Origin of the sequence: Roseitranquillus sediminis (assembly GCF_016918935.1) — a bacterium.
GTDB lineage: Bacteria > Pseudomonadota > Alphaproteobacteria > Rhodobacterales > Rhodobacteraceae > Roseitranquillus > Roseitranquillus sediminis.
In genome coordinates, this window is sequence record NZ_JAFFOB010000015.1 from 77,738 (window position 1) to 95,645 (window position 17,908).

Sequence of the window (17,908 nt, forward strand, 5' to 3'; positions counted from 1 at the left end):
TCGCCACGCTGCACTTCGGCGGCGACACCGTGCCTTTGATTGAATTGCCCGCGGCTATTCCCACCACCTGTCGATGGCTGCGATGTCGTCATCGGACCAGCCGAAGTGATGCGCCAGTTCGTGCACCATGACGTGGGCGACGAGGTCGGACAGATCCACGTCGCCCCGCCCGGCCCATTCGTCGAGGATGGGCCGGCGGAAGAGCCAGATCGTGTCCGGCTGCGACGGCTGGTCCATCACCGACTTCTCGATCAGCGGGACGCCGTCGTAGAGGCCGGTGAGGTCGAACGCGTCGTCGAGCTCCATCTCGTGCAGCAACGCGTCGGGGGCGAAGTCTTCGACCCGCAGCGCGATCCGGTCGGCGGCGGCGCGATAGGCCGGCGGCAGCTCCGCGATCGCGGCGCGCGCCAAGGCCTCGATTTCACCGGCATCGGGGGCGGTAACTGACCAGTCCATGGCCGCCATATGGACAAAGTCGCTCGCCTGTGGAAGGGCATCCGCGCAAGGAGGCCGACCATGACCGTCACCCGCTTCGCCCCGTCGCCGACCGGCTACCTGCACGTCGGAAACCTGCGCACCGCGCTCTTCAACTTTCTGATCGCGCGCAAGGCCGAGGGGACCTTCATCCTGCGGCTCGACGACACCGATCCCGAGCGCTCGCGCGAAGAATACGTCGACGCAATCCAGGAGGATCTGGAGTGGCTGGGCCTGACGTGGGACCGGGTCGAGCGTCAGTCGAAGCGGCTCGACCGCTATGCCGAGGCGGCCGACCGGCTGCGACGCGACGAACGGCTCTACGAGGCGTTCGAGACGCCGGGCGAACTGGACCTCAAGCGCAAGAAGCAGCTCAACATGGGGCGGCCGCCCGTCTACGACCGTGCCGCCTTGGCGCTGACGGACGAGCAAAAGGACCGGCTCCGGGCAGAGCGCGGCGGTCACTGGCGCTTCAGGCTCGACCACGAGCGGATCGAGTGGACCGACGGCATCCTCAGCGACGTCTCGATCGACGCGGCGAGCGTATCGGACCCGGTGCTGATCCGCGGCGACGGTCAAGTGCTCTACACCTTCGCGAGCTCGGTCGACGACATCGAGATGGGCGTCACCGACATCGTGCGCGGGTCGGACCACGTGACGAATACCGCAACCCAGATCCAGATCATCCGCGCGTTGGGGTCCGAGCCGCCGCGCTTCGCGCATCATTCGCTGCTGACGGGTCCGCATGGCGAGGCGCTGTCCAAGCGCTTGGGCACGCTTGCGCTGCGCGACCTGCGCGCCGAAGGAATCGAGCCCATGGCGCTGCTGAGCCTGATGGCGCGGCTCGGGTCGGCGGACCCGGTGGAGCTGCGCGGTTCGGTGGACGAGCTGGTCGAGGGCTTCGACATCACCCGCTTCGGCGCCGCGCCGACTAAGTTCGACGTCGCCGACCTGCGTCCCCTGACTGCGCGATACCTCCACCACCAGCCTTACGAGGCGGTGGCGGACGAGATCCGCGCGCTGGGCGTGCCCGACTCGCTCGCCCCGCGGTTCTGGAACGTCACGTGCGAGAACATCGAGACCCGCGCTGAGCTGGCCGAATGGTGGCGCATCCTGACCGGCGAGCGTGCCACCACGGTCGACGACGCCGACCGCGCCTTCGTCGGCGAGGCGCTGGGAATGCTGGGCGAGCCGCCGTATGACGATACCACCTGGAGCGAATGGACGGACCGCGTGAAGGCGGTGACGGGGCGCAAGGGCAAGGCACTCTTCATGCCGCTGCGGCGCGCCGTGACCGGCCGCTCGCGCGGGCCCGAGATGGCGGCCGTGATGGCGCTGATGCAGGCGAAGCCGCGCCTCAGCTCGTGACCCGCGCCGCCGCCCGCGCCGCCGACGTCTTGGAGACCTGCACGGCGTAGATGCCGGCTGCGATGACCGCGACGCCCGCGAGGTCGAGCGGCCGAAGCGTCTCGCCCAGGACCACAGCGGCGATCGCGACCCCGAGGAACGGGTTTAGGAAGTGGAACGTCGCAGCCCGCACAGCGCCGATGCGCCGCACCAGCATGAACCAGACCCACGTCGCCGCCAGCCCCGGCACCAGGGTCGTGTAGACGAAGGCCAGCACCATGGGCCACGAGAGCCGCACTTCATGCGTCTCGAACGCCGCCGGCACAGCCAGCGCCGCAAAACCAATTAGCATCTGCAGCCCGACGATCATCAGAACGTTCCCTCCCGACGTCGCGCCCCGTACCGAGAGCGTAGCGACCGTCAGCGCCAGCGCGCCTAGCACGCAGAGGAAGACACCAAGGAGGTCGACCCCGGCGCCGATCCGCGAGCCCATGATCATGATCACGCCAGCGAGGCCGGCCACCAGCCCCGTCACCCCGAGCGGGCGGAGCCGCTCGCCGAGGGCGAGGAAGCCGACGGCCGCGACTATGAGCGGCAGCGTCGAGGCGATTATGGCCGCCAACCCCGCCTGCACCGTCTGCATCGCAATGAAGATCAGCCCCAGGTAGAGCGCGTTCTGGCAGATGCCAAAAATGATGGTGGCGCGCCACTGCGCCGGCGTCAGACGCCAGCTCTCGCCCATCGCCCGCGCGAGCGCGACTCCGATGAGGCCCGAGATCAGGAAGCGCAGCGCCAGCGCCGAGAGCGGCGGCGCGTCCGCCACGATGATGCGCGCCGAGGTGAAGGCCGAGGACCACATCGTCGCGAAGGCGACACCCATCAGCACCGCGCGAACGTCCATGACCGCCTCGCTGAAACGAAAAAGGGGCCGCCTGAGGCGACCCCGTCTGGATTGCCCTCGAGGTTCAGCCGTTCACGCTGTCCTTCAGCGCCTTGGCGATCGTCATCTTCACCACCTTGTCGGCGTCCTTCTTGATCTGCTCTCCGGTCGCCGGGTTGCGCACCATCCGCTCCGGCCGCTCGCGGCAATAGATCTTGCCGACGCCGGGCAGGGTGACGGCGCCTCCGTTCGAGACCTCCTCCGTGATGATCGCGCTGATCGCGTCCAGCGCCTCGCCCGCGCTTTTCTTGTCCGAGCCCATTTTGTCCGCCAGGGCCGAGACGAGCTGGGTCTTGGTCATCGGTTTCGTCGCCATCGTACGCTTCCTCTCGTTCCGCCGTTTTTCACTGATCTTGCTGTTTCCGCATATAAACGGAAACTGCCGGAGCCGCACAACGCCTAGTCGTCCAGAATCCGCATTTATCGGACTAGTCTCTGTGCAGAAATGAGGTCACAGGAACGCCGTCTCCTCAAAGCTGCGCAATTTTCGAGAGTGTATGCGGGCGAGAGGCATCTCCCGCAGCCGCTCCATCGCGCTGACCCCGATCAGCAGGTGCCGTGCCACCTGTGTGCGGTAGAAGTCCGATGCCATGCCAGGCAGCTTCAGCTCGCCGTGCAGCGGCTTGTCCGAGACGCAGAGCAGCGTGCCGTAGGGTACGCGGAACCGGAACCCGTTCGCGGCGATGGTCGCGCTCTCCATGTCGAGCGCGATGGCGCGGGACTGGCTGAGGCGCTGCACCGGGCCGGACTGATCGCGCAACTCCCAGTTGCGGTTGTCGATGGTGGCGACGGTGCCGGTGCGCATGATCCGCTTGAGCTCGAAGCCCTGCAGCTCGGTCACCTCCTCGACCGCGTCCTCGAGCGCGACCTGGATCTCGGCCAGCGCCGGGATTGGCACCCAGACCGGCAGGTCGTCATCCAGCACGTGATCCTCTCGCAGGTAGCCATGGGCGAGGACGAAGTCGCCGAGCCGCTGGCTGTTTCGCAGCCCCGCGCAATGTCCGACCATGATCCACGCATGCGGGCGCAGCACGGCGATATGGTCGGTGGCGGTCTTGGCGTTCGACGGACCGACGCCGATGTTGACGAGCGTGATGCCCGCGCCCGCCTCGCGCTTGAGGTGGTAGGTCGGCATCTGCGGCAACTTCGCCGGGACCACCAGTTCGTCGTCGGGCCGCGTGATGACCTGGTTCCCCGGCGCGACGAAGGCGGTGTAGCCGCTTTCCGGATCGGCGAGCACGCCACGGGCGTAGGCCTCGAACTCGTCGACGTAAAACTGGTAGTTCGTGAAGAGCACGTGGTTCTGGAAGTGCTCGGGGCTTGTCGCCGTGTAGTGCGCGAGGCGCGCCAGCGAGTAATCGATCCGCTGCGCGGTAAAGGGCGCCAGCGCCATCGATCCGTCGTCGTGATGGAACCCGTAGCCGTTGACTATGTCGTCGTGCGTCGTCGTCAGGTCGGGCACGTCGAAGGCGTCGCGCAGGGGGAAGTCCATCACCCCCTCCTGAGGCACAGTCACGCTCTCTCCCGCCACCGCGAAGTGCACCGGCATCGGCGTGGTCGACGGTCCGATCGAGACCGGCACGCCGTGGTTCTCGACCAGGAGCCCGATCTGCTGGCGCAGGTAGTTTCCGAACAGGTCCGGCCGCGTGATCGTCGTGGAATAGGTACCGGGCGTGGTGACGTGGCCGAAGCTGAGCCGGCTGTCGGCGATCTGGAAGCTCGTCGTGGTGAAGCGGATCTCGGGATAGTAGGCGCGGAACTTGGCGCCGGGCCGTCCGCTCCGGATAGTCTCGGTGAACTTCTCCACGAGGAAGGCGGTGGAGGTGTCGTAGATCTCGCAGAGGCGGCGGACGGCGGCATCTGCGTCGGCAAATGCCTCGGGCGCCGGCATCGGCGGTGTCACGATCGGCAGGTTCGGGTCCGCAACGTTCATGCCACCCCCTCAATCACGTCCGTCAATTCGAAACGCGTCACGTCGACCAGCCCAAGGTCGCTGATCCTGAGCTCCGGTATCACGACGAGAGCCAGCAGCGAATGCTGCATGAAGGCATTGTTGAGCGTGCAGCCGCAGTCGCGCAGCGCCTCGCCCATTGCCCGCGCGCTTGCGGCGACCTCGGCGGCGGGCCTGTCGGACATCAGCCCGGCGATCGGCAGCTCCACCAGTGCGAGCTCCGCTCCGTCGCGCCAGACGGTGACGCCGCCGCCCACCTCGGCCAGCCGGTTCGCCGCCGCGGCCATGTCCGCCGCCGAGGTGCCGACGACGATCATGTGGTGGCTGTCGTGCGCCACGGTAGAGGCGACCGCCATCCGGCCCCGGTATCCGAAGCCGCCGACCAAGCCGTTGGTGACGCCGCCGGTCCCCCGGTGCCGCTCCACAAGCGCGATCCGCGCCACATCGCCCTCCGGCGTGACGGCGCCGTCCTGCACCGGCAGGTCGAGCGACAGCGCCCGCGTCGGCGCCTGGTTCTCGACCACGCCGATCACCCGCGCCCGCACCCGCGCCGCCCCTTCGGGTGCCGGCACGCGGAATTCTCTGGGTGTCAGCGTCCGGCCCACGCGCACCGTCTGCCGCGCCGCGTCTGGCCAGGCGTAGTGCGGGCAGTCCACCAGGCACTCCCCGTCCCGCGCGACGGTGACGCCGCGGGCGATCACGTGGCGGATCGGCAGGGTCCGCAGGTCGTCCGTCAGGATCAGGTCCGCACGCCGCCCCGGAGCGATCGCGCCCAGCTCACGCTCGAGCCCGAAATGCGTCGCGGTGTTGACGGTCGCCATCTGCAGCGCCACCAGCGGGTCGCAGCCGCACTCGATCGCGTGCCGCACCACCCGGTCCATGTGCCCGTCATGCACCAGCGTGCCCGCGTTGCAGTCGTCGGTGCAGAGGATGAAGTTCCGCGGGTCGAGGCCCTTCTCCGTCACCGCCGTGATCTGCGCCTTCACGTCGTACCAGGCCGAGCCGAGCCGCAGCATCGCCCGCATCCCCTGCCGCACCCGCGCGATCGCGTCCTCCTCGCGCGTGCCCTCGTGGTCATCCGCCGGGCCGCCCGCGGCATAGGCGTTGAGCCCGGCGAGGTCGGGCGAGGCGTAGTGCCCGCCGACCGTCTTGCCCGCCCGTTGCGTCTCGGCGATCTCGGCCAGCATCTGCTGGCTGCCGCCGATGACGCCGGGAAAGTTCATCATCTCGCCCAGCCCCACGATGCCGGGCCAAGTCATCGCCTCGGCCACGTCCTTCGGCCCAATCTCGCGCCCCGTCGTCTCGAGGCCGGGAGCCGAGGGCGCGCAGGATGGCATCTGCATGAACATGTTGAGGGGCTGCATCAGCGCCTCGTCATGCATCATTCGGACGCCATCGAGCCCCAGGACGTTCGCGATCTCGTGCGGGTCGGCAAACATCGTCGTGGTGCCGTGCGGGATCACCGCGCGGGCGAACTCGGCGGGGGTCAGCATGCCGCTCTCGACATGCATGTGCGCGTCGCAGAGGCCGGGAACCGCGAACAGGCCCGCACCGTCAATCACCTCGGTCTGCGGGCCGATCATGGCGCTGGCGTCGGGGCCGCAACAGGCGAAGCGGCCGTCCGCGATGGAAAGGTCGCTCCCGTCCAGCACTTCGCGGCTATGCACGTTGACCCACCGGACGCCTCGCACCACGGTGTCGGCCGGGGCGCGTCCGGCCGCCACGTCGATCAGGCGCGGCGCGGTCTCGGCCCATGTTTTAAAGGGGAGAGAAGTCATGCGACACTGTGTAACGTGCTCTTGCGGCCTTCAAGTGACAATCGACCGGGGCCGTGGATGAGCGGCACGCTGCTGTCGATCGGGCATGGCTACTCTGCGCGCGTCCTGGGCCAACGTCTTGCCGCGGAGGGCTGGCGCATCGTCGGCACGTCCCGCACCGCGCGGGCCGAACCGGGCGTCGAGATGCGGGTCTGGCCGGGCGAGGATCTCGCGGACGCCATCGCCGAGGCCACCCATGTCCTGACGTCCGTCTCGCCCGGCGAGGAGGGGGATCCGGTTCTGGCGACGCTGGGAAAGGCCATCGCCGCGTCGTCCGCTATCTGGGTCGGGTACCTCTCCACGACCGGCGTCTACGGCGACCATGGGGGCGGCTGGGTCGACGAGACGGCGCCGCTCACCCCCGCCACGACCCGCGGTCGGCGTCGCGTCGCGGCCGAGGCCGCCTGGGCCGGCCTCCGTGTGCCGCTCCACGTCTTCCGCCTCGCGGGGATCTACGGGCCGGGGCGCGGCCCCTTCGAGAAGGTGCGCGCGGGGCGCAGCAGCGTCATCAAGCCGGGTCAGGTGTTCAGCCGCATCCACGTCGACGACATCGCCGCGGTCCTCCACGCCTCGATGCTGGCGCCGTCACCCGGCGTCTGGAACGTCGCCGATGACGAGCCTGCGCCGCCGCAGGACGTGCTTGCCTACGCGGCGGGCCTGCTTGGCTTGCCGCCGCCGGCCGAGGTGCCGTTCGACGAGGCCGACTTGTCGCCGATGGCTCGCAGCTTCTACGCCGAGTCCAAGCGGGTGCGGAACGACAGGATGAAGCGCGATCTGGGCGTCAGCCTGCTCTACCCGACCTACCGTGAGGGCCTGCGGGCGCTGTTGGCCACCGAACGGTCCTGACGCCCGATCTTGCAACTTCGTGCAAGTCCCGAGGGCGTTTCTTGCAAGAATTTAGACGTTTCCGGCCCGCACTTCCCGGACGAACGGGACGCCGAGCGTAGCCAGCACCTTCGCCTCAATCTGCTCGGCGTTCATGCCGGCGACCGCGTACATGTCGCGGGGCGAGGCCTGGTCGACGAAAGTGTCGGGCAGGAAGAGCGAGCGGAACCTGAGGCCCCGGTCGAAGAGGCCCTCGTCCGCAAGCAGCTGCGCGACGTGGGAGCCGAAGCCGCCGATGGCACCCTCCTCGATGGTGATGAGGGCCTCGTGGTGGCGGGCGAGGTTGAGGATCAGGTCGCGGTCGAGCGGCTTGGCGAAGCGGGCGTCGGCGACGGTGGGGGTGATGCCGCGGGCGGAGAGGGACTCGGCGGCGACGCGGACCTCGGCGAGGCGGGTGCCGAAAGAGAGGAGGGCGACGCGGCCGCCTTCGGAGATCAGGCGGCCCTTGCCGATCTCGAGCGGCTGGCCGCGCTCCGGCATCTCGACGCCCACTCCCTCGCCGCGCGGGTAGCGGAAGGCGATGGGGCCGTCGTCGTGGCGCGCCGCGGTGGCGACCATGTGGACGAGCTCCGCCTCGTCGGCGGCGGCCATGACGGTGAAGCCGGGGAGGTTCGCGAGATAGGCGACGTCGTAGCTGCCGGCATGGGTGGCGCCGTCGGCGCCGACGAGGCCGGCGCGGTCGATGGCGAAGCGGACGGGCAGGCGCTGGATCGCGACGTCGTGGACGACCTGGTCGTAGGCGCGTTGGAGGAAGGTCGAGTAGATCGCGGCGAAGGGGCGCATGCCGCCCGCGGCCAGCCCGGCGGCGAAGGTCACGCCGTGCTGTTCGGCGATGCCCACGTCGAAGCAGCGGTCGGGGAAGCGCTCGGCGAAGAGGTTGAGGCCGGTGCCGTCGGGCATGGCCGCGGTGACGGCGACGATGCGATCGTCGCGTGTGGCCTCGTCGACGAGGGTGTTCGAGAAGACTTTGGTGTAGCTGGGCGCGTTCGACTTGGCCTTGGCCTGGGTGCCGGTGACGACGTCGAACTTGGAGGTGGCGTGGCCGCGGTCGGCGGCGGCCTCGGCGGGCGCGTAGCCCTTGCCCTTGCGGGTGATGGCGTGGATCAGGATCGGGCCATCGGCCCGCGCCTTGACGGTGCGCAGGACAGGGAGGAGCTGGCCCATGTCGTGGCCGTCGATCGGGCCGACGTAGGAGAAGCCGAGCTCCTCGAAGAGGGTGCCGCCGATGGTCATGTGCTTGAGCAGGTCCTTGGCGCGGCGGGCGCCGTCGCGGAAGGGGGGCGGCAGCATCTCGACCGCGCCCTTGGCCATCGCCTTGAATTCCTGGAACGGTGCGCCGGCGTAGAGGCGGGAGAGATAGGCCGACATCGCGCCGACCGGGGGCGCGATCGACATCTCGTTGTCGTTCAGGATGACGATCAGGCGGCGGCCCGCGTGGCCTGCGTTGTTCATCGCCTCGTAGGCCATGCCGGCGGAGAGCGCGCCGTCGCCGATCACGGCGATGCAGTCGCCGATGCCGCTGTCGCGTTGCAGGTCGCGCGCGGTGGCGAAGCCGAGGGCGGCGGAGATCGAGGTCGAGGAGTGGGCGGCGCCGAACGGGTCGTAGGGCGACTCGGAGCGCTTGGTGAAGCCCGAGAGGCCGTCCTTCTGCCTGAGCGTGCGGATGCGGTCGCGGCGGCCGGTCAGGATCTTGTGAGGATAGCACTGGTGACCGACGTCCCAGATGATCTTGTCGCGCGGGGTCTCGAAGACGGCATGGAGCGCGACCGTCAGTTCGACCACGCCGAGCCCGGCGCCGAGATGCCCGCCGGTGACGCTGACCGCGCTGATCGTCTCGGCTCGGAGCTCGTCCGCCAGGCGCTTGAGCTCGCCGTCGGAGAACTGGTCGAGGTCGCCCGGCGTCTGGACGCGGTCGAGGAGCGGGGTCGAGGGTCGGTCGGCCATGGGAACCTTGCGTTGCCTGCTGGCGGAGTGATCTAGCGCAGCGAGCGGCCGGGAACAACGCGGTGACCCTCGCTTCGGTTCGATCGCGGGCGCGGGAAGGTCAGGAGCGGCGCTCGACCACGAAGCGCGCCGCGTCACGCAGCGCTTCGGCGCGCGGGCCGTAGGGCACGAGCGCCGCGTGGGCCTCATCGACCAGCTGGGCGGCGCGGGCGCGGGCGCCGTCGATGCCGAGCAGGCTGACGAAGGTGGCCTTGCCGGCGGCGGCATCCTTGCCGACCGCCTTGCCCGCGAGGGCGGCGTCGCCGGTGGCGTCGAGCAGATCGTCGGCAATCTGGAACGCGAGGCCGAGCGCATCGGCGTAGGCGGACAGCGGACCGGTGTCGGCGCGGGCGAGGCGCGGCCCGGCCTCGGCGGACCAGCGGATGAGGGCGCCGGTCTTGCCGGCCTGCAGCTCTGTGACGGCGTCGAGGTCGAGCGGGGGACCATGCTCGGCGGCGATGTCACGCGCCTGGCCGAGCACCATGCCGCGCGCCCCGGCGGCTTGGGCTAGGGAGCGGACGAGGTCGCGCGCCACCTCGGCGTCCGGCTGGTCGGCCGCGAGCTCGAAGGCCAGCGTCTGCAGCGCGTCGCCGGCGAGGACGGCGGTGGCCTCGTCCCAGGCGCGGTGGATCGTCGGGCGACCCCGGCGGAGGTCGTCGTCGTCCATGCAGGGCAGGTCGTCGTGGACGAGGGAGTAGGCGTGCAGCGCCTCGACCGCGGCGGCGGCGGCCAGCGCCTGCGCGGGCGCGACGTCGTGCAGCGCCGCGCTCTCGATCGCGAGGAAGCCGCGCAGGCGCTTGCCGCCCCGGAGGGCGTAGCGCATTGCCTCGACCACCGCGTCGCCGGGATAGTCGTCGAGCGTTGCGAGAAGGTGGCTCTCGATCCGGGCGGCGTGGGCGGCCAGCCGGTCGGCGAAGGTCACAGACCCTCGACCGGCGTCGTCCCCTTCGGCTGACCGGCGGCGTCGAGCGTCAGGGCCTCGACCCGCTCCTCCGCCGCCTTGAGCCGCGCCTCGCAATGTGCCTTGAGCTTGGCCCCGCGTTCGTAGAGGCGGATCGACTCCTCGAGCGCCACATCGCCGTGCTCCAGCCGGTCCACCACGCGCTCGAGCTCGGCCATCGCGTCCTCGAAGCTCATCTGGTCGATTGGCGCGGCTTGCGGCTGATCCGGCATCAGGTGTTCTCCATCAGGACCGACACGTGGGCCGCAACGCTGGCGGCGAGCGCCTGCAGATCATAGCCGCCCTCGAGTGTCGAGACCACGCGGCCCTGGCAGTGGCGAGCGGCGACGCCGCAGAGCCGCTCGGTCAGCCAGCGGAAGTCGTCGGTGCTCCAGTTGAGGTTGGCGAGCGGGTCCTGGGCGTGCGCGTCGAAGCCGGCGGAGATCAGGAGGAGCTGCGGCTCGAACTCCTCGAGCGCGGGGAACACCGCCTGCTCGTAGGTGCGCCGCATCTCGGCGGAGCCCGTCATCGGCGCCAGCGGCAGGTTCAGGATGTTGCCCTGCGCGCCGATCTCGTGCGTTGCCCCGGTGCCGGGGTAGAGCGGCATCTGGTGGGTCGAGACGAAGAGCACGCGCTCCTCGTCCCACATCAGGTCCTGGGTGCCGTTGCCATGATGCACATCGAAGTCGACGATGGCGACGCGGTCGAGGCCGTGGTGATCGAGCGCCCGCTTCGCCGCAATCGAGACGTTGCCGAAGAGGCAGAAGCCCATCGCCGTCTCGGTCTCGGCATGGTGGCCGGGCGGGCGGCAGCCGACGAAGGCGTTGTGGACTTCGCCCAAGAGCACCGCGTCGACGGCCGCGACGTTGCCGCCGACCCCGCGCCGCGCTGCGCCGAGGGAGCCGGGGGAAAGGTGGGTGTCGGCGTCGAGCTGTGTCCAGCCCTCCTCGGGCAGCGCCTGCACGATGCGGTCGAGGTAGCTCTGCGGGTGGACGCGCAGGATGTCGGCGTCCGCGCCCAGGGGGGCGTCGCGCCTGTCGAGCAGGGCGAAGCGCTCGTCCGTCAGGGCCTCCTGAAGGGCCCGCATCCGCTCGACACGCTCCGGATGGCCGGGCGGCGTCACATGATCGAGGCAATCGGAGTGGGTGAAGAGCAGCGTCATCGCCACGACGCTAGGCGTCGCGACGTCCGACGGCAAGGCGGCGTGTCACGCGATCGTCAGGCGCGCCGGAAGTGCCTGCGGTAACTCGACAAAACCCTGAAGAGCCACGCACCGCGCGGCGCGTGGCTGCCGCCGCGGCAGGACGTGCGACGCCGGCAAGCTAGCATCATCGCGGCTGAAACCAGCAAGAGTACAAGGGAGTGAGTAGTGAACAATTTCTGTAAACGTGCTGCAGCGACGGCCTTGGCCGCGTTGCTTCCGGTTGGCGCCTTCGCGGCGCCCGTTACCTATATTGGCAAGATCACCGAACTGAACGAGTCCGGCGTTTTCGGCACGACGACCGCCACGATCGACGGCAACATGCTGACGGTGACGGTCGATGCAAAGAGTGACGGCACCGGCTTCGGCATTGCGCCCGGTCAGGTGCATATCCAGCACATCCACGGCGTGATCGAGAACGGGCAGAACCTCGACTCAGTCCCGCCGCCGAACCTGCCCGACCGGGACAACCCGATCTTCGACGACGACGACTATGTCGAACTGGCCGAGGGCGCGCCGTTCTACGGCGGCATTCGCGTGTTCCTGAATGCCACCAACGATCCGAACGACTTCGCGACGTTCCCGGACGCGACCGGCGGCATGATCAACTTCAGCCAGAGGTATATCCTGACGCCTGACCAAGTGGCCAGCATCTCGCCGCTGAACCTGAGGGAGTACGTGCTGCACGGGGCTTTCGACCAGCCCGGCAAGACATTCAGCATAGAGAACAGCCTGGCCGGCGTCGACTCCGAGGTGGAGGGCGGCTATCTCACCTCGCTGCCGATCGCGACGGCGACCTACGAGATGGCGCCGATCCCGCTGCCCGCGGCGGGCGTGCTGCTGCTTGGCGCGCTGGGCGGGCTGGCGGGGCTGCGGCGACTCCGCAAGTAAGGTAACGGACGGGGCGGCCATGTGGCTGCCCCGGCTCAGTCCGGCGCGAGCATGTAGCCCGCGCCGCGGACCGTCTGGAGGTAACGCGGCTGGCGAGGGTCGCTCTCGATCTTGCGGCGCAGGCGGGTGATCTGCACGTCCACGGCTCGCTCCTGCGCTTGGCTTTCGTCACGCCCCAGGTCCTCGACCAGCTGCGTGCGGCTGACTGCCTCGCCCGGCCGCGCGGCAAAGATACGCATCAGGTGGCTCTCGGTGGCGGTGAGGCGAATCAGGCTCTCGCCCTGCCACATCTCGCCGCGCTCGACGTCGTAGCGCACCGGACCCAGATGCAGCACCTTTGGTCCCACCGCCTCGACGGCCGCGGGCACGCGGCGGAGGATGGCGTTGATCCTGAGCAGGAGCTCCTTTGGCTCGAAGGGCTTCGGCAAATAATCGTCGGCGCCGGCCTCGAGCCCGGCGATACGGTCCTCGGTGCCGCCGCGCGCGGTCAGCAGCAGGATCGGCGTGGCGAGGTCCTCGCGCAGCGACGCGGTCAGCGCGATGCCGTCCTCGCCCGGCATCATCACGTCGAGCACGATCAGGTCGAACTCCAGCCCCGCCAGCAGGCGCCGGGCCTGAGCGGCATCGCGGGCGGTGGTGACGTGAAATCCGTTGCGGCGCAGGAAGGTCTGCAGCAGGCCGCGGATCCGCTCGTCGTCGTCGACGACAAGCAGGTGCTGGTCGTTCGGCGTCACGCGCGCTCCTCCCTGAGCGTCCGGAAGTGGCGCCTGATCTCCGGCTCCATCATCGCCTCCAGCACGCGGCGAAAGCCGGCCACCGCCTCGGGCCCCGCGGCGCGGTAGGCGGCGCGGAGGCGGTCGCGCTGGGCGTCGCTTAGCTCGCTCTCGAGGGCGTGGCCCTTGTCTGTGAGATGCAGGTGCCGCTCCCGCTTGTCGCGGGTGCCGACGCGGCTTTCGACGAGGCCGTCGGCGATCAGCGTCCTCAGCACGCGGTTGAGCGACTGCTTGGTGACGCCGAGGATTGCGAGCAGGTTGTTCACCGTCGTGCCCGGCGCGCGATTGATGAAGTGCAGCGCCCGGTGGTGCGCCCGGCCGTAGGCGTAGTGCGCAAGGATCCGGTCGGGGTCGGCGGTGAAGCCGCGGTAGGCGAAGAACATCGCCTCGATCCCCTTCTTGAGCTGCTCGTCGGTCAGGAACAGGAGGCTCTCGCCCCCCGGCCGACCGGCGCCGTCGTCCGCCATGTACCGCCTCCTTCTGCGGGTGCGAGCTTACGTCAGCCTTGTTGACATTCCAAGACCTCGCTGTTAGCGGATGCGGGCTAAAACGCAACAATAGGTCCGCATCGGACGCAGTTGCGCAATATCCGGTTAAGGAGGGGACGATGTCCGGGGCCTATGACGATCGCGACGGCAAGATCTGGATGGACGGCGAGATGGTGGAGTGGCGCGACGCGCAGGTCCACATCCTGACCCACGCGCTGCACTACGCGAGCTCGGTATTCGAGGGCGAGCGCGCCTACGGCGGCCGGATCTTCATGTCGCGGGAGCATTCGGGACGGCTGCTAGCGTCTGGCGAGGCAATCGACATGCCGATCCCGTGGAGCGTCGACCAGATCGAGGACGCGAAGGCCGCGGTGCTGGAGGCGAACGGCTTTTCCGACGCCTATGTGCGCGTCGTCGCGTGGCGCGGGGCGGGGCCGGACATGGGGGTGTCGTCGAAGCGCAACCCGGTGCGGATGGCGGTCGCTGCATGGGAATGGGGCGCCTATTACGGCGACGCCAAGATGCAGGGCGCCAAGCTCGACATCTCGAAGTGGAAGCGGCCGAGCCCGGAGACGATCCCGAGCCACGCCAAGGCGGCGGGCCTCTACATGATCTGCACGATGTCCAAGCACGCGGCCGAGGCCAAGGGCTGCTCCGATAGCCTTATGATGGACTATCGCGGCTATGTGGCCGAGGCGACGGGCGCCAACGTCTTCTTCGTCAAGGATGGCGAGGTGCATACGCCGCTGGCCGACTGTTTTCTCAACGGCTTCACCCGGCAGCGCGTGATCGGGCTGCTCAAGGACCGGCAGATCAAGGTGCACGAGCGCCACATCATGCCCGAGGAGCTGGAGGGCTTCGAGCAGTGCTGGCTGACCGGCACCGCCGCCGAGGTCACGCCGGTGGGGCAGATCGGCGATTACCGCTTCGAGGTCGGGCAGCTCACCCGCGACATCGCGGAGGAATACGAGGCGCTGGTGCGCGCCTGAGGCGCTTGCCGAGGAACGGGACGCCGCACATATCCCCTTCTGGAGCAGACCAGGAGGGTTCCGAGCGATGATGGGCTACGTGCGCACGGCGCTTCTGATGGCGGCGATGACGGCGCTCTTCATGGGCGTCGGCTATCTGCTCGGCGGGGGCAGCGGGGCGATCATTGCGCTGGTCGTGGCGGCGGCGATGAACGCCTTCACCTGGTGGAACTCGGACCGCATGGTGCTGAGGATGCACAACGCGCGGCCGGTGGCGCCGGGTGATCGCTGGGGTCTGCACGCGATGGTGGCGGAGCTGGCGCAGGGGGCGGGCATGCCGGTGCCGGCGGTCTACCTGATCGAGACGGAGCAGCCGAACGCCTTCGCCACGGGGCGCAGCCCCGAAAGAGCGGCGGTCGCGGTTACCACCGGCCTGCTCGGCCGGCTGAGCCGCGAAGAGGTCGCGGGCGTGATCGCGCACGAGCTGGCGCACATCCGCAACCACGACACGGCGATCATGACGGTAACGGCGACCTTCGCCGGCGCGATCGCGATGCTTGCGAACTTCGCGCTTTTCTTCGGCGGCCGGCGGGACAGCCCGATGGGGCTGGTGGGGACGCTGGCGATGATGCTGCTCGCGCCGCTGGCGGCGGCGCTGGTGCAGATGGCGATCAGCCGCACGCGGGAGTACGAGGCCGACCGGATCGGCGCGGGGATCTGCGGCAACCCGATGTGGCTCGCCTCGGCGCTGACGCGGATCCAGTCCGCCGCCGCGCGGATCGACAACCACGTGGCCGAGCGCAATCCGCAGACGGCGCACATGTTCATCATCAACCCGCTGCACGCGCATGGCTACGACAAGCTGTTCTCGACTCACCCAAAGACCGAGAACCGCGTCGCGGCACTGCGGGCGCTGGCCGCCGAGATGGGAAACGCCGTTCAGTCGGGAGCTCGCGGAAGGGGCGCCGGACGCGGCCCGTGGGGCTGAAGTTGATTGGCAGGGCACGCAGAAGAAGTCTCAGCCTTCCGGAGCGTTGCGGGCGCGGCGGGCCGCCTCCACGATGAGTCTGACCTCCTCGGCAAGGGCGGCCTCGATGGCGAAGGCCTCGGTCGGAACGGCGCCCGGATCCTCGTCGTAGCCCTGGAAGTTCTCAAGCTCCTCCAGGCGTTCGAGCAGGTCGTCGGCGGATCTGCCAGAGGCCAGTGTGGCGATGACGAGCGCCAGCACCTTGCGCTGGCCCATCAGGCGACCTTCGAGCTTTTCCTTGGACATGTCGCCGACTCCGTTGCTGTGTGAGGGACGAACGGGGCTCCGGCCGCTTGCGTTCCCGCGCCGCCGGCCCTGCGTCACTGTGCAGCGTTGCTCCGCCCGACTGTCGAGCCCGTCGTGGAATGCCGCCTGAAATGATCGCAGGCGGTCTCGAAGAAGCGGCGCCTGGTGTCCGGCCGCTCCATCATGATCTCGTGCCGCGCACCTTCCACCACGTCGAGCCGGCCGCGCGGCCAGCGCTTCATCAGGTCCCGCACCGCGTCAGGGTCGACGATGCCCTCGTCGGTGCCGATCATCGCCAGCGTCGGGACGTCCGGCGGCCGCAGCCGGCGCAATGACCGCGTCTCGTTCAGCGCGGCGAGCAGCCACGACATGCTCGGCCCGCCAAGTTGCAGCTCGGGCACCGTCGCCGTCTGCCGCTGCATGTAGTCGAACATCTCCCGATCGGTCGTAAGAAGATTGTCGTCGAAGGGTGCGTCGCCGACATAGCTGGCGGCGCTGGTGCCCGGAATGTAGCGGTGGCCGTGGCCCAGGCCGCGCGCCGTCCACGACATCAGCCACGCGAGCGGTCGCGCGAAGGGCGACATGCCGATCCCCCACATCGGGGCGCTGAAGACGGCCGAGGCGACATCGATGCGCCGGTGCAGCGACCTGAGGCCGATGCCGCCCCCCATCGAGTGCGCCACGAGGTGGAAGGGCCGCGGCAGCCCCATCTCTCGAACCATGCCGACGAGCGCGTCCACGTCGTGCTGGTAGTCGGCGAAATCTGCGACGTGCCCAGTCAGCACGTCCGTCAGAGCCCGATCCGAGAGGCCCTGGCCGCGCCAGTCGACGCTGGCTACAGCATAGCCCCGCGCTCCGAATTCCGCTGCGGCGCGGCCGTACTTCTCGACATACTCGGTGCGGCCGGTGAAGAGCAGGATGGTGCCCGCCTCGCCCTCGGGCCAGGCGACGCCGCGTATGCGGATGCCGTCGGCGGCGGTCAGCCAGCGGGCCTCCACCGCCGCCGGCCCCTCGGCCACCGAGAGATGGAAAGGCGCCGACACGATCTCAGCCGAGCGCGGCGCCGAGCTTCATGGCTGCACCCATGTCGCCGTCGACCTTGAGGCGGCCCTGCATGAAGGCGGCAGTGGGATCGAGATCGCCGTTGATGATCTGGCGGAAGGTCTCGGCGTCGGCGGTCAGCGTGACCTCGGCGTCGCCGTCGCCGGCACGCGCGCCGCTCTCGTCGACGAAGACGGTGCCCTCGTCCTCGATCACGAACTTCGCGGTGTTGTCGAACCCTCCGTCAAGCTTGGCGTTCAGTTCGCTCACCGCGCGGTCGATCACGTCGCTCATCAAGTTGCTCCTGCATTGTGACTGCCGAGGCCTAGGAAAGCGGTCGGACAGCGGCTACGTTCCTGCCGATAATGGGTGCTCTCAAACAAATCCACAAACTCGTCGTTGCGGCATCTGTCTGCGCGGGACTGGCCGCCGGTCCGGCCGCGTCGCAGCAGCGCGACCTCGACGAACTCTTCGCCGCGCTCAAGACGGCGGAGGGCGACGCCGTGGTGGCGATCGAGCAGAAGATCTACGAGGAGTGGTCGCAGAGCGGCTCGCCCGCGATGGACCTGCTGCTCGACCGCGGGCGCGAGGCGATGGAGGCGCAGGAGTGGGACGTTGCCATCGGGCACTTCTCGGCGCTGATCGACCACGCTCCCGACTTCGCCGAGGGCTACAATGCCCGCGCGACCGCGTACTTTCAGGCCGAGCGCTTCGGCGAGGCGCTGGAGGACATCCGGCGGACGCTGGCGCTCAATCCGCAGCACTTCGGCGCTATGTCCGGCCTTGCCATCATCCTCGAACGGATCGGCGAGGACGACGCGGCGCTCGAGGCGTGGCGGGAGGTGGCGAAGATCACGCCGAACCACCCCGAGCTCGACGAAGTGATGGAGCGCCTCGAACGGCGCACGATGGGCGAGACGCTCTAGTTCCCGCGAA

Annotated in this window: 20 protein-coding genes; 6 read left to right on the forward strand and 14 right to left on the reverse strand. The window is 69.2% G+C overall.

The window, feature by feature from the left end:
- Positions 1-54: 54 nt before the first annotated feature.
- On the reverse strand, positions 55-456 hold the full coding sequence (locus JM664_RS08475) for a metallopeptidase family protein (RefSeq protein WP_227419483.1): 402 nt from the start codon (positions 454-456) through the stop codon (positions 55-57).
- A 60-nt stretch (positions 457-516) separates the two neighbouring features.
- On the opposite strand from JM664_RS08475, the gene gltX reads away from it, so the two are divergent.
- On the forward strand, positions 517-1,842 hold the full coding sequence (gene gltX, locus JM664_RS08480) for a glutamate--tRNA ligase (protein WP_227419484.1): 1,326 nt from the start codon (positions 517-519) through the stop codon (positions 1,840-1,842).
- Here gltX and JM664_RS08485 read toward each other — a convergent pair.
- The 4 genes from JM664_RS08485 to ade all read right to left on the reverse strand — a co-directional run bounded on the left by JM664_RS08485 (position 1,832) and on the right by ade (position 6,490).
- Positions 1,832-2,722 carry a DMT family transporter gene (locus JM664_RS08485; RefSeq protein ID WP_227419485.1) on the reverse strand — a complete coding sequence of 297 codons (891 nt, stop codon included), beginning with the start codon at positions 2,720-2,722 and terminating at the stop codon, positions 1,832-1,834. The two genes, gltX and JM664_RS08485, sit on opposite strands and share 11 nt — an antisense overlap.
- Before the next feature lie 64 nt (positions 2,723-2,786).
- On the reverse strand, positions 2,787-3,077 hold the full coding sequence (locus JM664_RS08490; RefSeq protein ID WP_227419486.1) for an HU family DNA-binding protein: 291 nt from the start codon (positions 3,075-3,077) through the stop codon (positions 2,787-2,789).
- A 135-nt stretch (positions 3,078-3,212) separates the two neighbouring features.
- The gene (locus tag JM664_RS08495; RefSeq protein ID WP_406675785.1) at positions 3,213-4,652 is read right to left on the reverse strand and encodes an AMP nucleosidase; all 1,440 of its coding nucleotides are present in this window, start codon (positions 4,650-4,652) and stop codon (positions 3,213-3,215) included.
- A gap of 38 nt (positions 4,653-4,690) precedes the next feature.
- A complete protein-coding gene (gene ade, locus JM664_RS08500) occupies positions 4,691-6,490 on the reverse strand; it encodes an adenine deaminase (RefSeq protein WP_227419488.1) in 1,800 nt (599 codons plus the stop codon).
- Positions 6,491-6,547: 57 nt separating this feature from the next.
- Between ade and JM664_RS08505 the strand changes: the two genes are divergently transcribed.
- Positions 6,548-7,375: an SDR family oxidoreductase gene (locus JM664_RS08505; protein ID WP_227419489.1), complete on the forward strand. Its 828-nt coding sequence runs from the start codon at positions 6,548-6,550 to the stop codon at positions 7,373-7,375.
- A gap of 51 nt (positions 7,376-7,426) precedes the next feature.
- Here JM664_RS08505 and dxs read toward each other — a convergent pair whose 3' ends face one another.
- The 4 genes from dxs to JM664_RS08525 form a co-directional block, all read right to left on the reverse strand.
- Entirely contained in the window at positions 7,427-9,358 is a 1,932-nt protein-coding gene (gene dxs / locus JM664_RS08510) for a 1-deoxy-D-xylulose-5-phosphate synthase (RefSeq protein WP_227419490.1), read from the reverse strand.
- A 100-nt stretch (positions 9,359-9,458) separates the two neighbouring features.
- Positions 9,459-10,319 (reverse strand): polyprenyl synthetase family protein, encoded by an 861-nt coding sequence (locus JM664_RS08515; protein WP_227419491.1) that lies wholly within the window; start codon positions 10,317-10,319, stop codon positions 9,459-9,461.
- Positions 10,316-10,570, reverse strand: coding sequence for an exodeoxyribonuclease VII small subunit (locus tag JM664_RS08520; protein WP_227419492.1), 255 nt, complete (start codon positions 10,568-10,570; stop codon positions 10,316-10,318). Before JM664_RS08520 ends, JM664_RS08515 begins: the two co-directional genes overlap by 4 nt.
- A complete protein-coding gene (locus JM664_RS08525) occupies positions 10,570-11,499 on the reverse strand; it encodes a histone deacetylase family protein (protein WP_227419945.1) in 930 nt (309 codons plus the stop codon). Before JM664_RS08525 ends, JM664_RS08520 begins: the two co-directional genes overlap by 1 nt.
- A 252-nt stretch (positions 11,500-11,751) precedes the next feature.
- Here JM664_RS08525 and JM664_RS08530 point away from each other — a divergent pair, with 252 nt between their 5' ends.
- Positions 11,752-12,429: a VPLPA-CTERM sorting domain-containing protein gene (locus JM664_RS08530; protein WP_227419493.1), complete on the forward strand. Its 678-nt coding sequence runs from the start codon at positions 11,752-11,754 to the stop codon at positions 12,427-12,429.
- A gap of 35 nt (positions 12,430-12,464) precedes the next feature.
- Here the strand turns inward: JM664_RS08530 and JM664_RS08535 are convergent, their stop codons facing one another.
- Positions 12,465-13,163: a response regulator gene (locus JM664_RS08535; protein ID WP_227419494.1), complete on the reverse strand. Its 699-nt coding sequence runs from the start codon at positions 13,161-13,163 to the stop codon at positions 12,465-12,467.
- Entirely contained in the window at positions 13,160-13,669 is a 510-nt protein-coding gene (locus JM664_RS08540; RefSeq protein WP_227419495.1) for a MarR family winged helix-turn-helix transcriptional regulator, read from the reverse strand. Before JM664_RS08540 ends, JM664_RS08535 begins: the two co-directional genes overlap by 4 nt.
- A 140-nt stretch (positions 13,670-13,809) precedes the next feature.
- Here JM664_RS08540 and JM664_RS08545 point away from each other — a divergent pair, with 140 nt between their 5' ends.
- Both JM664_RS08545 and htpX read left to right on the forward strand, forming a co-directional pair.
- Positions 13,810-14,679: a branched-chain amino acid aminotransferase gene (locus JM664_RS08545; protein ID WP_227419496.1), complete on the forward strand. Its 870-nt coding sequence runs from the start codon at positions 13,810-13,812 to the stop codon at positions 14,677-14,679.
- 70 nt (positions 14,680-14,749) lie between these two features.
- Entirely contained in the window at positions 14,750-15,646 is an 897-nt protein-coding gene (gene htpX, locus JM664_RS08550; RefSeq protein ID WP_227419946.1) for a zinc metalloprotease HtpX, read from the forward strand.
- Between the two features lie 30 nt (positions 15,647-15,676).
- On the opposite strand, the gene JM664_RS08555 is transcribed toward htpX, so the two are convergent.
- The 3 genes from JM664_RS08555 to JM664_RS08565 form a co-directional block, all read right to left on the reverse strand.
- Positions 15,677-15,931, reverse strand: coding sequence for a hypothetical protein (locus JM664_RS08555; RefSeq protein ID WP_227419497.1), 255 nt, complete (start codon positions 15,929-15,931; stop codon positions 15,677-15,679).
- 74 nt (positions 15,932-16,005) lie between these two features.
- Positions 16,006-16,974, reverse strand: a complete 969-nt coding sequence (locus JM664_RS08560) for an alpha/beta fold hydrolase (protein WP_227419498.1) — start codon at positions 16,972-16,974, stop codon at positions 16,006-16,008.
- Positions 16,975-16,978: 4 nt separating this feature from the next.
- Positions 16,979-17,266, reverse strand: coding sequence for an SCP2 sterol-binding domain-containing protein (locus JM664_RS08565; RefSeq protein WP_227419499.1), 288 nt, complete (start codon positions 17,264-17,266; stop codon positions 16,979-16,981).
- Between the two features lie 71 nt (positions 17,267-17,337).
- On the opposite strand from JM664_RS08565, the gene JM664_RS08570 reads away from it, so the two are divergent.
- Positions 17,338-17,898 (forward strand): tetratricopeptide repeat protein, encoded by a 561-nt coding sequence (locus tag JM664_RS08570; RefSeq protein WP_227419500.1) that lies wholly within the window; start codon positions 17,338-17,340, stop codon positions 17,896-17,898.
- The last annotated feature ends 10 nt before the right edge of the window (positions 17,899-17,908 follow it).